Source organism: Candidatus Desulfofervidus auxilii, assembly GCF_001577525.1.
Classification (GTDB): Bacteria; Desulfobacterota; Desulfofervidia; order Desulfofervidales; family Desulfofervidaceae; genus Desulfofervidus; species Desulfofervidus auxilii.
In genome coordinates, this window is the sequence record NZ_CP013015.1 from 1,931,117 (window position 1) to 1,946,074 (window position 14,958).

At 36.6% G+C, this 14,958-nt stretch carries 12 protein-coding genes and 1 pseudogene; 1 reads left to right on the forward strand and 12 read right to left on the reverse strand.

The features are described 5' to 3' along the window. Positions 1-205: 205 nt before the first annotated feature. Positions 206-1,306, reverse strand: a complete 1,101-nt coding sequence (locus HS1_RS09630) for an HD-GYP domain-containing protein (RefSeq protein WP_066064575.1) — start codon at positions 1,304-1,306, stop codon at positions 206-208. 168 nt (positions 1,307-1,474) lie between these two features. Between HS1_RS09630 and HS1_RS14060 the strand changes: the two are divergent. Next, positions 1,475-2,659: pseudogene (locus HS1_RS14060) on the forward strand (spermidine synthase); the annotation flags it as partial. Positions 2,660-3,474: 815 nt separating this feature from the next. On the opposite strand, the gene amrS reads toward HS1_RS14060, so the two are convergent. From amrS to HS1_RS09690, 11 genes are all read right to left on the reverse strand, one after another. Continuing rightward, positions 3,475-4,734: an AmmeMemoRadiSam system radical SAM enzyme gene (gene amrS, locus HS1_RS12890; protein ID WP_245669962.1), complete on the reverse strand. Its 1,260-nt coding sequence runs from the start codon at positions 4,732-4,734 to the stop codon at positions 3,475-3,477. Then, positions 4,718-5,692 carry an NAD(P)-binding domain-containing protein gene (locus tag HS1_RS09640; protein ID WP_066064582.1) on the reverse strand — a complete coding sequence of 325 codons (975 nt, stop codon included), beginning with the start codon at positions 5,690-5,692 and terminating at the stop codon, positions 4,718-4,720. Before HS1_RS09640 ends, amrS begins: the two co-directional genes overlap by 17 nt. A 289-nt stretch (positions 5,693-5,981) precedes the next feature. Continuing rightward, complete coding sequence (locus tag HS1_RS09650; RefSeq protein WP_245669963.1) at positions 5,982-7,316, reverse strand: inositol-3-phosphate synthase; 1,335 nt, start codon at positions 7,314-7,316, stop codon at positions 5,982-5,984. 22 nt (positions 7,317-7,338) lie between these two features. Further along, complete coding sequence (locus HS1_RS09655; RefSeq protein WP_066064589.1) at positions 7,339-7,998, reverse strand: metallophosphoesterase; 660 nt, start codon at positions 7,996-7,998, stop codon at positions 7,339-7,341. Then, complete coding sequence (locus HS1_RS09660) at positions 7,983-9,038, reverse strand: elongator complex protein 3 (protein ID WP_066064592.1); 1,056 nt, start codon at positions 9,036-9,038, stop codon at positions 7,983-7,985. The genes HS1_RS09655 and HS1_RS09660 overlap by 16 nt, the downstream gene beginning before the upstream one ends. Before the next feature lie 14 nt (positions 9,039-9,052). Then, positions 9,053-9,730 (reverse strand): ribonuclease III, encoded by a 678-nt coding sequence (gene rnc / locus HS1_RS09665; protein ID WP_172793675.1) that lies wholly within the window; start codon positions 9,728-9,730, stop codon positions 9,053-9,055. Positions 9,731-10,047: 317 nt separating this feature from the next. Further along, entirely contained in the window at positions 10,048-10,380 is a 333-nt protein-coding gene (locus HS1_RS09670; RefSeq protein WP_066064598.1) for a hypothetical protein, read from the reverse strand. Beyond that, positions 10,377-10,532 (reverse strand): hypothetical protein, encoded by a 156-nt coding sequence (locus tag HS1_RS13450; protein WP_216638262.1) that lies wholly within the window; start codon positions 10,530-10,532, stop codon positions 10,377-10,379. Before HS1_RS13450 ends, HS1_RS09670 begins: the two co-directional genes overlap by 4 nt. A gap of 22 nt (positions 10,533-10,554) precedes the next feature. After that, complete coding sequence (locus tag HS1_RS09680) at positions 10,555-12,024, reverse strand: class I adenylate-forming enzyme family protein (protein WP_066064604.1); 1,470 nt, start codon at positions 12,022-12,024, stop codon at positions 10,555-10,557. A 1-nt stretch (position 12,025) separates the two neighbouring features. Next, on the reverse strand, positions 12,026-13,483 hold the full coding sequence (locus HS1_RS09685; protein ID WP_066064607.1) for a class I adenylate-forming enzyme family protein: 1,458 nt from the start codon (positions 13,481-13,483) through the stop codon (positions 12,026-12,028). A gap of 21 nt (positions 13,484-13,504) precedes the next feature. Then, positions 13,505-14,953, reverse strand: a complete 1,449-nt coding sequence (locus tag HS1_RS09690) for a class I adenylate-forming enzyme family protein (RefSeq protein WP_066064610.1) — start codon at positions 14,951-14,953, stop codon at positions 13,505-13,507. Positions 14,954-14,958: the final 5 nt, after the last annotated feature.

Below are 14,958 nucleotides of genomic sequence, written 5' to 3' on the forward strand. Positions count from 1 at the left end.
TTAAGACATTTTATTCCTTTCAACCAATTCTAGTTTTTAAATAGGTTAGTGAAGTTAACCTAAAAGGTGAAACAACCAACACCAAAGGTTATAAGGAGTGCTTGCCGCCCGCCTGCCGTCAGGCAGGCAGGTTGGAATTTTATCCAATTTTACAGGAAATTTGGGACTTGACCGAGTTTAACCAACCCACCAAACTGAGACTTCATCAAAGGGCGCTTTGTCGCTTGAGCTTCTTTACCTTTTCCATCAGCTCCATAAGTTTGGGTTGTTCTTCTCCTTTCCACTGGTCTCTAACAGCAATAATTTCATCTAGCCCAGCAAAAAAGGCATCTACCACTTTAGGGTCAAAGTGTTTTCCCCTTTCGTTTTTTATATGGGTTTTGGCCCTTTCTAACTCCCATTCTTTTTTGTATATTCTAGGGTTAATTAAAGAATCAAAGGTATCTGCTAAGGCCATAATCCTGCCTGAAAGTGGGATTTCTTCTCCTTTTAGACCTGAAGGATAGCCGGTACCATCCCATCTTTCATGATGTGTGAGGGCAATCTCACTAGCTAACTTCAATAAAGGTAAATCTGTTCCAGCCAAGATTTCAGCACCAATAAGAGTATGAAGTTTTATAATCTCAAATTCCTCTGGAGTAAGCTTGCCTGGTTTGAGCAAGATGCTATCAGGAATTCCAATCTTACCAATATCGTGCATTGGTGATGCATGGGATAGAAGTTCACACTGCTTGGCAGAAAGTCCCAATTTTTTAGCTATAATATAGACATACTTACTGGTTCTCATAATATGGTCGCCTGTCTCATCATCCCTAAATTCTGCTGCCTTACCTAATCTCCTCACAATTTCTAATTGAGTGAGCTTAAGTTCTTCATAGGCTTTATGTAAGGCTTGTGTTCTCTTTTCTACTAACTTTTCTAGTTCATCTCTGTAAGTTTTTAATTCCAAAATATTTCTCACTCGTAATTGTAACTCAACAAGGTCTATAGGTTTATTGAGGAAGTCTTGACAGCCTAAAGAAAGGGCCTTTAACCGAGTTTTTCTTTCAGAATAGGCAGTCAAGACAGCAACAGGAACACGATTTTTTTGAGGCATTGTGGAAAACTTCTGTAAAAAGGTAATTCCATCCATTACAGGCATGTTAATATCCAAGATAATTAGGTCAGGAAGGACGAGTTGCATTTTTTCAAAGGCCTCCTGCCCATTACTAGCCTTAATGATAATATATTCATCTTTCAGGTGCTCTTCCAAAAGTTGACAAATATAATCCTCATCATCAACTATAAGAATTGTTTGATGTGCCATATTTTCATTTTAACACATTAATTAGCTATACTTCAAGGGTATAGAAAGTAAACAAATCATTCCCTTGCCTCTATATTAGATTTTAGATATGCTCTAAACATGTTTAGTGCCTTTATCCTACTTGGTCTGGCAGCCACTCTGGGGCAAATTCTATTTTTGCGGGAATTAATGGTTCTTTTTTCTGGGACAGAAATTACTCTGGGCATTGCTTTAGCTAGTTGGTTAATAGGAACAGGATTAGGTAGCATGTTGGTAAAATGGTTAAGAAAAATTGAGTTAAGTTATTTTTTGCTTTCTTTTTCCTTTCTTTCCCTCATATTGCCTATATCTATAATCCTCATTCGCCTGACAAAACCTATCATAGGAATAGGGGAAATTCCTTCTATTCCTGCTATCCTAACCTTAACCTTTCCTCTAATTCTACCTTATGCCCTTTTAACAGGAGGATTGTTTACCCTTGGGTGTGAATGCTTAACTAGGTTTTTAATTGAAGAGGAAAGAGTGATTACCAAAGTTTATCTGGGAGAAGCTATAGGGGCAGGCTTGGGAGGACTTGTTTTTTACTTTATTTTGTGTCCTTATTTTCAATCTCTTCAAATTAGTCTTTATCTTTCTCTTTTAATAGTTATTTATGGTAACTTTCAGGGGAAGTGGATCAAACAAAGGACTTTAAAAATAATAAACTTTTTAATTATGATTATTCTTTTAGTTGCTGCCATAAATTGGAAAGTGTTGGAAAAAAAGAGTAGAAATTGGCAATGGAAACCTTATAAAGTGCTTACTGCCCAAGATACTATATATGGACAATTAACATTTTTAAAAAATCCTAATCAAATTATCCTCTATGAAAGCGGTCTTTATACCTTTACTTACCCTGATTTGCCTACTATTGAGTATTCTGTTCATTTTGCCCTTTTACAACACCCTAAGCCCCAGCGGGTATTACTTATTGGTGGAGGAATTTCTGGGAGCTTAAATGAAATTCTCAAACATCCCTCAGTAAAAAAGGTGGTATATGTAGAACTAGACCCTACTTTAATTAAACTAGGTTCAAGGTATTTACCTAAAGAAATAAGCTATGTCTTAAAAGACAAAAGAGTAAAATTGATTTATCAGGATGGGCGTCTTTTTATTAAAAAGGCCCAAGAAAAATATGATGTCATTATTCTATGTCTGCCTGATCCACTCACTGCCCAGTTAAACCGTTTTTATACCCAAGAGTTTTTTAGAGAAATAAAGGATATTCTAGATAAAAAAGGGGTATTTTGTCTGGGAGTCTCTTCTGCTCCAGACATTATTGGGATGGCCTTAGGTGAATTCTTAAGGAGTGTTTATTTTACTATTAAAAATGTATTTCCAGATGTGGTGGGCTTCCCAGGAGATACTGCTTATTTTTTTGCCAGTCCTACTAAAAATACACTAACTGAGAAAATAGATATCTTAATAAGAAGGCTTAAAAAAAGAAGTATCAAAGTTAAATATGTGCAAGACTATTATCTTCAAGCAGACCTTTCTCCTTTTAAGTTAGCTTATTTTCGTTCTGTTTTAGAGAAGAAAAAACAGGTAGACTTAAATACTGACTTAAAGCCACGATGTTATTTTTATAGTTTAGTGTTGTGGAGCACTACTTATTTTCCTGCTTTAAGAGGAATGGTTTTAAAATTACATTCTCTAAAGCTATCTCATTGCTTAGGGGCTATGGGCATATTCAGCCTATTTCTATTCTGTCTTAGGAGGCGATTTAACACTTTGCCTTTATTAAATGCGGTAGCTACCACAGGCTTCACTGAAATTAGCTTAGAAGTGATAGTTTTAATCAGTTTTCAAGTATTTTATGGCTATGTCTATCATGAGCTGGCAGGGCTTATTACGGCATTTATGATAGGGCTGGCTATAGGAAGTCTAATATTTCATAAATACTCCTTCCAGCCATTTATAAAATGGCTTTTTTTTCTTCAGGTAGGATTAACCCTTGTTTGCTTTCTTTGGCTAGGAATAATTTATGCACTTTATAAATATAATCTAATACTCCATTATACCCCTTTATTTAATTTATTGTTTCCATTATTTTTGGGATGTACAGGAACATTAGGGGGAATGCAATTTCTCACTGCCAGTGAAACATACCGAAATTTAGGAAAAACTATAAAAGAAACAGCAGCTACTCTTTACAGCACTGATTTGTTGGGTTCAGCCTTGGGAGCCATTTTAACCAGCCTAGTATTTTTACCTCTTTTGGGTATCCCTGCCACTTTAATTTTGCTGGCAGTATTGAACCTGTTAGCCTTTGTGTTACTGTTTTTTGTTGACCAAACACCATAAATAGGGAAGCCACAATAACCACATCGTCCTTTTTTGATATAAATGGCTTCAATATAATAACCCAGTCTTCTGACAATAAGCTTGTGGCAGTGAGGACAATAGGTATTTTCACCAGGATGTCCAGGGACATTACCAATATAAACATATTTTAATCCTGCTTTTAAGGCCAAATCTCTAGCTTGCTCCAAGGTTTGGACAGGCGTGGGAGGGAGATTTTTTAGTTTATATCGGGGATAAAAACGGCTAAAATGAAGAGGGATGTAAGAACCTAAAGTCTCTTTTATCCATTCTACCATCTCTCTGATTATCTTCATATTGTCATTTTTAGTAGGAATAACTAGATTAACAATTTCTATATGAACACCTTGTTCCTTTAAAATCTTCAAAGTATTCAATACTGGTGCTAAGTTTCCTTCGGTCTCTTGTTGATAAAATTTTTCACTGAAGGCCTTAAGGTCAATACAAGCTGCATCTAAATATTTACATAGTGCTTTAAGGGGTTCAGGATTGATATAACCATTAGAGTGACAGGTGTTTAAAATATTTTCTTTGGCAGTTATTCGGCCAATATCATACATATATTCATAAAAAATGGTTGGTTCTACATAAGTAGAAGCAATAGCAGAACAATTGTATTCCTTGGCTAAGGCAACTACTTTTGATGGGGGAAGGTCATAATTTAAAGTCTCTTCTGGTTTGGCTTGAGAAATCTCCCAGTTCTGGCAGAATTTGCAATCAAGATTACATCCCGCAGTAGCTATAGAAAACACACCGCTCCCGGGTAAGACATGAAAAAATGGTTTTTTCTCAATGGGGTCAATGTGAACTGCACAGGGATTACCATAAACCAAACTATAATAAATACCCTCTCTATTTTCTCTTACCTCACAATAGCCCCTTTGTCCATCAGCTACCACACAGTGTTTAGGGCATAGGGTGCACATAATGCTTTTATTATTGAGTTTTTTAAAATAGGGAGAGCGTTTGGTTTTAATAAGACCTTGTTTAAGATTTATGCTTCCTGCCCAACTTGGTATAAAAGAGAAACCAAAAGAAGCAAAAATACATACAGTTTGCTTTAAAAACGCTCTACGTGAGTAAAGCATATCTATCTCCATATTTCTTTAGAATCCCATCTACCGTCCTTTTGGCTGAATTAAATGCCCCCATAATAGTGCCTTTTTTAACTACTAAATCTCCCACCAAAAAAAGGCCTTTAACATTGGTTTCACCATCTTCTGAAACCTTGGGTTTTTTCCCTTCTACTTCAACTCCTATGGAGCGGAGGAAGGCTTGAGGGCTTGAGCCACCTAGACAGTAATCTATGGCATCAAAATACATCTTTTGGCCGTCTTTGAAATGAACACATACCTGATCATCTTGGGGCTCAAGGCCTTCAATGTCAGTATTCATCATCAATTTGATGCTGCCTTGCTTACACTTATCTTCTATGGCACAAAGGTTGATTGGATTGAGCCTAAAAAATTTAGGTCTCCGATAAGACAAAAAAACTTCATTTTTCTCACATAAAAAACAAGCTGCCTCCGCAGCAGTATTTCCACCTCCTACCACTAAAATTTTTTTGTTTTCCAGAGGTTTGGCAGGTATACCAAAAAATACTTTGTCAGAAATTGCTTTAGGAATTTTATATCCTGGTTTAACTGGTCGCCCGAAAATACCAATAGCTACCACTACAATAGGGGCCTCAAAAATGGCCTCTTTACCAGCATGGATTTCAAAACAATCATTTTTTTTCTTTATTTTATTTACTTCATGCCTAAATCTAATATCCAAACTATATTTTTCTACCACTTCTTTCATAAAATCTAAAAATTGTTCTCTAGACATGGTATCAATAGAAAGTTTCCCTATGGGTTTCACTTTGACCTTCATGAAAAATGGGTCCACTCTTTTACCTTCATGGTAAAGCCGAACCATAGTATCACAGATATGGTCTGTTTTTTCTAAAATAACTATCTCATTTAAACCTGCTTCTTTGGCCTCAACCGCAGTGGCTATCCCAGCCGGGCCTGCCCCAACGATTGTCAATTTAACTTTTTCCATATTTTCCTCCATATTCTTTACTAACTAGTATATCGCAGTAAGGAGGAGGGTCAAGTCTAGCCCCTTTTAAAATCCGCAATTGATTTTTGAGGTTGAGTATTGAAAGAAAAAGTTTTTTCTTTCTCGCCAACCCTAAATATTTGTATGGTTGCGGTCAGTTTTTTGACCGCAACCCTTAAAAAATGATTTTTTATAATGTGCGTAAGGTAAGTTGCTATATTTGCCTGTCTGCCCCTGCCCGACGGGAGGCGGGTGGGTTTTCTTTTAAAGTTACTACTGTTTTTGGCCCCTATTCCATGTAATAATCCAAGCCCCAATGAGTAATTTGTTCTTCTTCCATCAAAAATCTTAAGGTATTTTTTAACTTCATCAACTGAATAAATAGGTCGTGTTCGGGATACAGCTCTTCTTTGCACATGGGGCTCTTAAAATAAAAAGAGAGCCATTCTTGCACCCCATAAAGGCCTGCGCGTTGAGCAAAATCTGAAAATAAAGCCAAATCTAAAACTACAGGTGCAGCCAGAATGCTATCACGGCACAAAAAATTGACTTTAATTTGCATTTCATATCCTAGCCAACCAAAGATGTCTATGCAATCCCAGGCCTCTTTATTGTCTCCCCTAGGAGGATAATAGTTAATCCTGACTTTGTGGTAAACGTCCTTATAAAGTTCAGGATAAACATGGGGTTGGAGAATATATTCTAAAACAGAAAGTTTACTTACCCGTTTAGTCTTATAAGAAGCTTCATCGTCCAGAACTAAACCATCTCTATTACCTAAAATATTAGTAGAAAACCAACCTTTTAATCCCAATAACCTTGCTTTAATTCCGGGGGCAATAATGGTTTTTAACAGTGTCTGTCCTGTTTTAAAATCCTTTCCAGCAATAGGCACTTCCCGATTTTCTGCCATTTCTACCAACGCAGGAATATCTACGGTAAGATTTGGGGCCCCATTGACAAAGGAGATTCCGCTATCTATAGCTGCATAGGCATAAAGCATACTAGGTGAAATGTTAGGGTCGTTTTTTCTCAGAGCCTCTTCAAATTTTTCCAGTGATTGATGCACCTCCTGGGGAGTAATGTAAGCCTCAGTGCTTCCACACCATACCATTACACAGCGTTCTAGTTTGTTTTTTCGCTTGAAGTCCTCAATATCTGCTTTAAGGGCAGCAATTAAGTCCAGATAATTAGTCTCTTTTTTAAAATATTTAGCCTGTAAGTTATGCACAAACTCTTGTTTAAATACTGCTGGGTAGGGTTTAATAGAAGACAGAAAATCTTTTAAATCCTCCACCAAATTTTTTTCTAGCACTTTAGCCTTTAAACATGCCTCATAAAGATTATCTTCATAAATATCCCAACCTCCAAACACCAAGTCTTCTAAATTAGCTAGATTAATAAACTCTTTTATTTTGGGTATTCTTTTCTCTGTCCTTTTCCCCAGCCGAATAGTGCCCATTTGAGTCAAAGAGCCTATAGGCAAGGCCATACCTCTTCTGACAGCCTCCACACCCGCAATAAAAGTGCTACTTACTGCCCCAGCTAATCCTGGTAATAACACACCTAAACGTCCTTTTGCTGGTAAGATATTATTTCCTTTACGTATTTTTTCAGCCTTCAACTCTATCCTCCTTTCATTATTATTATTTATAAGAAGCTAATGTTGCATTTAATGCTATTCCATCCCATTCAACTAAAATATAACCCTGAGCAATTGTGCCTGGATTTAAAATAAGGGTTTTACCAATTTTATCTATATTGCGTGCCTCATGAATATGACCTGTTAAACACAATTCCGGTTGTTCCTTCTCAATGAACTCCCGGATGACCCTACTTCCTACATGCTCACCCCTTCTTACTATATCCACTTTTGTCCCAAAGGGAGGGGTGTGAGAAACAAGAATTTTATGAGAAACATTTTTTATTTCTTCATAAGCAGTATATAAAAAGGCAGCTATTTCTTGCTCACTATATTCAGTGGGTGTATTAAAAGGTGTTGGTGTAGAGCCCCCTACGCCAAACACTGCTAATTCCTCCTCAAGTCTATATCCATGTCCATGGAGATTTATTCCTAAATTTTCAAAATAATCATTTATTTCTAAAAAGTCCATATTTCCTATCTGGGCTAAGATATGGGTGTTATAATATCTAATATAATTAATAATTTCTTCTGCCTCTTTTTTACCTCCACAGTTAGTTAGATCTCCAGTAATGATTGTCCAGTCTGCAGAAGGGAGTTCTTTAATCTTGTCTATATAATTTATTTGATTATGAACATCCCCAAAAACTACCATGTTAAGCATATTGGCTTTTTCTCCAAAGTAACGATTTTTATTTCTTCTCTTTTTAACTCTAAATCAGAAAAAATAGCAATCCTTTTTTGGGGGAAATATGTTTTTAATTTTTGATAATTTTTCTTTCTTTGGCCCATAACTTGTGAAATTTTCGTTGGATGAACAAAAATATTTATTATTTTAGCTTTAGAGAAATATTGTTCTAAAATAATCCTAACCTTTTCTAAAATAATAGCCGATTTTACCAGTTCTCCAAAGGCAGGATGCCACGGACCGGCCAAGATGTGGCCAGGTTGCAACAAACTCTCACTAGTTTGAAGACCTATCCGGATTACAGGAATATTGGCCTTTTGAAAAATAAGCACCATTTCTTTACAAATCTTCACTGCCTCAGTTAAAGAGAGGGGAAGGTATTTTTTTTCTTCCCACCACTTGGCTAAAATAGTATCTTTTATTACTAAGGTAGGATAAATTCTAATAAAATCAGGCCTCCATTTGAGTATCCCATCAATGGTTTTTTTACGACTTTCTGCTGATTCTTCAGGCAATCCTGGCATAAGCTGCCAGCCCAATTGAAAGCCATGGATTTTTATTAAATCCGTTGCCTTATAAACAGCCTCTGCATCGTGTCCCCGTTGGCAAACATCTAATACTTTATTATCAAGGGACTGAACACCTAACTCAATAGTTTTTACTCCATAAGTTTTTAACTCAGTTAGCACTATTTTATTGATGGCATCTGGTCTAGTAGAAAGACGAATACTGTGAACCTGACCCGTTTGGACATATTGAAAGGCCAAAGTTAATAGTTTTTTCCGCCACTTAGGATTTAGAGCAGTAAAACTTCCTCCATAAAAGGCAATCTGAATATGTTTACGCTTGGGATGTCTTTTACGCAAAAGAAAAAATTCAATCTGATTTTTAATTTGTTTCAAATCTAAATGAGGCTTTACTCCGGTAATAGTGGGTTGATGGCAATACACACACCGGTGTAGACAACCTAGTTGAGGAATAAAAATAGGAATAATGTAAGGCTTGGATATAAGCATAATTTATACATCTCCTATTTTAATCGATTAAGCGCTTGTTTAGCCGCCTCTTGCTCTGCCCTTTTTCTGGACCTTCCTACTCCTTTTCCCCACAATTTACCATTAATAAATACACCTATAGTAAATTGCTTGGCATGGTCAGGCCCTATAATATTTAAAACACGGTAAGCAGGAAGAATATGACATTGTTTCTGAAGAAGTATTTGCAATCTAGTTTTAAAATCTGATGTATTTTCAGGAGACAACTTTTTTAACCAAGGTTCAAACCAGTTTCTAATAACCCCACAAACTGTAAGGAAATCACTATCAAGATAAATTGCTCCTATCAAAGCTTCTAAAGTATCTGCCAAAATAGTCCCCTTTTTGTTGCCTCCTGATTGTCTTTCTCCTTTTCCTAAACGCAAAAAATCACCTAGACAAAGAGACTTAGCTACTTTTGCCAAAGTGGTTTCCTCTACTAAACAGGCCTTTAATTTGCTAAGCTCACCTTCTTTTAGATGAGGATACTCATAAAAAAGATAATTCCTGACAGCTAGCTCTAGCACAGCATCACCGAGAAACTCCAATCTTTGATTACTTTCAACTTGGTTTTCGGATGCATATGAAGAATGAGTCAAGGCCTGTTTTAAAATAACCTGATTTTTAAAATTATATCCTATTTTTTCTTCTAAATCTTTGAGTTCTTCTTTCACCAAAATCTAAAAATAAAATAGAAAAACAAGGAGGTCAAGGGATAAGTTACTTGGACTTTCCCCAGAATTTTCAGAAGCTTTCCGAAAAGAAAGGTAAGGTAAGCTCCTCAAATCCGTAATAACTTTAAAAAAACGGTCAAATATAGTAACTGACCTTACGCACAGTATGATATAAAAGGGGTTGCACAACTTTTTCATAGATGAATTGTAGGTTTGACCCTAAATTTCCTATCAGATAATCCATTTTACCTCAGTTGTTGTATTCAATTTGCATATAACGACAAAGCTTACCTGCCGCAGTGGAGCAAAGAATGCTTTTATCTTAGTATTTCTCTAAACGAGAAAAAAACTATAGCTAGACTTATTATCATTCCTAAGACACAAAATGGACATACTGGCAAGCCCTTTTGGGCAAAGGGATTCAACCCTTTTATTAAGGCTATGGCAGCAAAAATGGATACCAGACTTCCAAAGATTATTCCACAAATTAAGGCATATCTTAATTGTTTCAGTCCCAAGAAAAATATACCTAACCAGACAAGACACATAACATAGACAAAAATAGGTGCAGATTTTTTTAGGACAATAGGGATAAAGATAATAGCCAAAAAAGCTATAAATGCAGCTATAAGTATCAAGGTCAATATCATTTATTCCCCATGATTATGGCTACATCTTCATAAGTATTAGGAATGGGCAGGGCTACGTCAAAGTCAGGCCATAAGCAATTTAAAAAAATCCAAATTTCAAAATCCAAATGCCAAATGGCTTGATTTGACATTTGAGCTTTGTCATTTGTCATTTTAAGATTCTGATATCCCATTTCACCCATTTATTAATTCTGTCTTTTTAATCTTGCCTAAAGGAGTTTTGGGCAATTCATTTCTAAATTCAATCACCCGTGGAACTTTATAGCCAGATAATTTCTTGCGGCAAAAGTGAATAATTTCTTGAGGGCTTATTTGTAAGCCATTTTTTGAAACCACCACTGCCTTAACTACTTCTCCTCTTAATCCATCCTGCACACCTACTACGGCCACCTCAGCTACCTTTGGGTGTTCAGCAATCACAAACTCCACTTCATTGGCGTAGACATTAATACCACCTGTAATAATCACTTCCTTTTTCCGACCAGTAATATAAAGATAGCCCTCTTCATCCAGATATCCTAAATCGCCTGTATAAAGCCAGCCATCTTTTATTATCTCTTTAGTCAATTCAGGCTCTTTGTAATAACCAGGCATAACAAACCAGCCTTTTAGCAATATTTCTCCTATTTCGTTGCAAGGTAGTTCATCACCTTTATCATCTACAATCTTTATCTCTACCCAGGGAGCAGGTTTACCAAGAATTCCTTTCCTAAACCGTTTTTCAGGCGGGGCATTTTTGGGTAAAAGGACATTTGGGGCCGCCGATTCGGTCAGGCCCCAGCCAGTAATTCCTGTCACATGGGGAAATCTTTCTTCAAATTCTTTCAATAACCTTGGTGAGGCAGGAGCGCCAAAATAAACAATAAGTTTTAAAGAATCAAGTCTTACTTTATTTATCTCCCTTGTCTTTAGCATCGCTTCTAAAATAGTTGGAGGTACCCAGGAAGCAGTAACACCATAAGTCTCTATATCTTTTAGAAAACGACCTGGAGTGAACCTTTCTCCCAGGACTAGGGTGCTACCTGTACAAGCAAGCATAAGAAGATAGACAAGCCCCCCTGCATGGGAAAGAGGGACATAGCAAATAAGCACTTTAAAGGGTTCAATCAGGTCAAAATATTTCATAGTAGCCACAGGGGAATCCAAGTGTCGATAGGTTAAAGGAATGGCCTTAGGTCTTCCAGTAGTGCCAGAGGTGTAAATAATGATTGCCAGTTCCTTTTCTTTTATCAACTCCTCTCTTGGAACCGCGCTTTGAGAGTTATTTATCAGATTGTCTATATCTGTGATAGTTTTTTTAAAAGAAGGCAGGTCAAAGGTAAAAAGTTCTTTAGCTATAAGATAATTGACTTCTGCATGGGCCAAGATATTTTTTAATTCATGTTGTTTTATTGAAGGGTCTAAAGGCACAACTGTAACCCCAAGGCCAAGGGCAGCTAAATAGGCATAGATGTATTGTGGGCAATTGGGGAGGTAAATAGCTAGCTTTTCTCCTTTTTTCATCCCCAATGTTTGAAATGAAGTCATAAGCCTTTGGACCTTATTTAATAGCTCAGGGAATGTCTCTTTCTGGCCTTTATAAACAAGCGCTAGTTTGTCAGGATAGTTTTTGGCTGTATAGAGTAAACTTTCATAAATATTCATTTTAAATTAACTCCGATTTTTTTATTTTACCACTACTTGTTTTGGGAAGTTTTGGTCTAAACTCTATCACCCTGGGCAATTTATAACTGGCCAATTTCTGGCGGCAATAAGAAAGTATCTCTTGAGGACTACATGGTTCTTTTAAGGTAATTATGGCCTTAATCAATTCTCCCCTTAGTTTATCTGGTGTGCTTATTACTGCTACTTCTTTTACTTTTGGATGTTCAGAGATAACAAACTCTACTTCATTAGCATATACAGTGAGTCCTCCAGTGATAATTACCTCTTTTTTTCTGCCGGCAATATAAAGATAACCTTCTTCGTCTAGATAGCCCAAATCTCCTGTACAAAGCCAGCCATCTTTAATCACTTCTTTTGTTAATTGAGGTTCATTATAATAGCCCTTCATCACAAAAGGGCCTTTAAGTAATACTTCTCCTATTTCACCAGGAGGAAGCTCATTGCCTCTGTCATCCACAATCTTTACCTTTACCCAAGGGGCAGGTTTTCCCAAAATGCCCTTTTTAACTCTTATCTCCATAGGTGCATCCAAGGGTAAGATTATATTTGGGGCAGTGGATTCTGTCAGACCGTAACCGGTGATCACATTTATGTGAGGGAATTTTTTCATAAATGCTTGAAAAACCCTAGGATGACAGGGAGCTCCAAATGGGCAGACATATTTTAGCGATTTGAGAGATATTATTTCCTTTTCCGTGACTTTTAATAATGCTTCTAGAATAGCTGGAGGAGCAAAGATGAGTTCAACTTGGTATTTTTCTATATATTTTAAACATCTCCCAGGAATAAATCTTTCTATAATAACTATGGTGCTACCCATAGTGGCTTGAAATAAAGTATGAAGTGAACCTGCTTCGTGAGAGAAGGGAATGGCACAAAGTATGGTTTTAAAATCTTTTAGGCCAAAATAGCCTAAAGTCTTTACAGGGAATTCAAGATTTTTGTAAGTTAGCATTACTCCCTTTTGCTGTCCCGTGGTGCCAGATGTATAAATAATAAGGGCTACATCCTCTTCATTGCCCATACCACGCAACTCTGTTTTGTCATCTATGGTCAATTTTTCTAAATTGCTCATAATGTGTTTGATACTTGGGGTTTCTTTTTTTATCTTAGCGGTTTCATTGTCCGTTATAAGGATAGAGGCCTTTGCGTGATTTATTATTTTAATTGCCTCATCCTTTGTGGCCATGATATCTATGGGAATAACCGTGGCCCCCAAACCAAAGGCAGCTAAATAGGCCATTATATATTCAGGACAGTTGGGTAGCCAGATGGCCAGTTTTTCCTCAGGTTGTAAACCAAACTGCTCCAAGGCATGTCCTATCTGGTTTACTTTTTCTAAGGCCTGAGCAAAGGTGATGACTTCTTCTTTAAAAATAAAAGCAGGTTTAGCTGCCTTTTCTTTGGCTATTTGAGAAAATTGTTTATAAACATCCATTTTATGACTTCCTAAAAAAATTTAAACCAATTCTGTCTTTTTTATTTTACCTACTGGGGTTTTTGGTAGTTCACTCCTAAATTCAACCACTCGCGGGACTTTATAGCCAGGTAATTTCTTGCGACAAAAATTTATAATTTCTTGAGGGGTTGTCTGTAAACCATCCCTTGAGACCACCACTGCCTTAACTACTTCTCCCCTTAAAATATCAGGTATTCCTACTACAGCTACTTCCTTTATATTTGGATGTTCAGAAAGCACAAACTCTACTTCTGTTGCATAGACATTTAGCCCGCCCACAATAATTACCTCCTTTTTACGACCGGCAATATAAAGATAGCCTTCTTCATCTAAATAACCCAAATCTCCTGTATAAAGCCAGCCATCTTTTATTATCTCTTTAGTCAATTCGGGCTCTTTATAATAGCCAGGCATAACAAACCAGCCTTTTAGCAATATTTCACCTATTTTATTGCACGGGAGTTTATCACCTTTATCATCTACAATCTTTACCTTTACCCAGGGAGCTGGTTTACCTACGATACCTTTTTTATATCTTTTTTCTTTGGGCATATCTCTGGGAAATAACACATTTGGGGCAGCAGATTCTGTTAATCCATAACCAGTAACTCCATATATATGAGGGAATCTCCTTTCAATCTCTTTAAATAATCGGGGATGGGCAGGGGCACCAAAATAGACAATAGCCTTTAAAGTCTTTAATGATACCTCATTTATTTCCTTGGTATTTAAAGAAGCCTCTAAAATAGAAGGTGGCAACCATACAGCGGTAATTTTATATTTTTCTAATTCTTTCAAAAATACCCCAGGGATAAACCTTTTTCCCAATACCAAGGTGCTTCCAAAATAAACGGTCATTAAAAGATAGACTAGACCCCCTAGATGTGAAAAAGGCACATAACAAATATTTCTTTCTAACCATTCATCATAACCATAATAACCCAGGGTGGCTACAGGAGAATCCAGGTGTTTATAAGTAAAAGGCACAGCCTTGGGGCTACCGGTGGTGCCTGAGGTGTAAATAAGGACAGCCAATGCCTTTTCATCAAGTATTTGTCCATCTACAGCATTAGCTGAATTAATTAAATTGTCTATATCTTTTATCACTTTAACTTCTGAAACTTCTATATCTTTTTCCGATATAAGGTAATTTACTTCGGCATGCCTTAAGATATTTTTTACTTCTTCTTTTTTAAATGAGGCGTCCAAAGGCACTACGGTTATACCTAAAGACAATGCTGCTAAATAGGCATAAATGTATTCAGGACAATTGGGCAAACAAATGGCCAGTTTTTCTCCCCTTTTCATCCCCAATGCCTGAAATGCCCCTATTAATTTTCTTACTTTGATAAATAGCTGTGCAAATGAATCTATGTGTTCACCAAAAATAAGGGCATCTTTTTGGGGGTATTTTTTTACTGTATTTTGGAGAACATTATAAAAATCCATGTTTC

What these genes read in the sequence shown, in the direction of transcription:
- HS1_RS09630 (WP_066064575.1), bottom strand. Translation starts at nt 1,306, where the DNA reads ATGGCACATCAAACAATTCTTATAGTTGATGATGAGGATTATATTTGT.
- amrS (WP_245669962.1), bottom strand. Translation starts at nt 4,734, where the DNA reads ATGCTTTACTCACGTAGAGCGTTTTTAAAGCAAACTGTATGTATTTTT.
- HS1_RS09640 (WP_066064582.1), bottom strand. Translation starts at nt 5,692, where the DNA reads ATGGAAAAAGTTAAATTGACAATCGTTGGGGCAGGCCCGGCTGGGATA.
- HS1_RS09655 (WP_066064589.1), bottom strand. Translation starts at nt 7,998, where the DNA reads ATGCTTAACATGGTAGTTTTTGGGGATGTTCATAATCAAATAAATTAT.
- HS1_RS09660 (WP_066064592.1), bottom strand. Translation starts at nt 9,038, where the DNA reads ATGCTTATATCCAAGCCTTACATTATTCCTATTTTTATTCCTCAACTA.
- HS1_RS09670 (WP_066064598.1), bottom strand. Translation starts at nt 10,380, where the DNA reads ATGATATTGACCTTGATACTTATAGCTGCATTTATAGCTTTTTTGGCT.
- HS1_RS13450 (WP_216638262.1), bottom strand. Translation starts at nt 10,532, where the DNA reads ATGACAAATGACAAAGCTCAAATGTCAAATCAAGCCATTTGGCATTTG.
- HS1_RS09680 (WP_066064604.1), bottom strand. Translation starts at nt 12,024, where the DNA reads ATGAATATTTATGAAAGTTTACTCTATACAGCCAAAAACTATCCTGAC.
- HS1_RS09685 (WP_066064607.1), bottom strand. Translation starts at nt 13,483, where the DNA reads ATGGATGTTTATAAACAATTTTCTCAAATAGCCAAAGAAAAGGCAGCT.
- HS1_RS09690 (WP_066064610.1), bottom strand. Translation starts at nt 14,953, where the DNA reads ATGGATTTTTATAATGTTCTCCAAAATACAGTAAAAAAATACCCCCAA.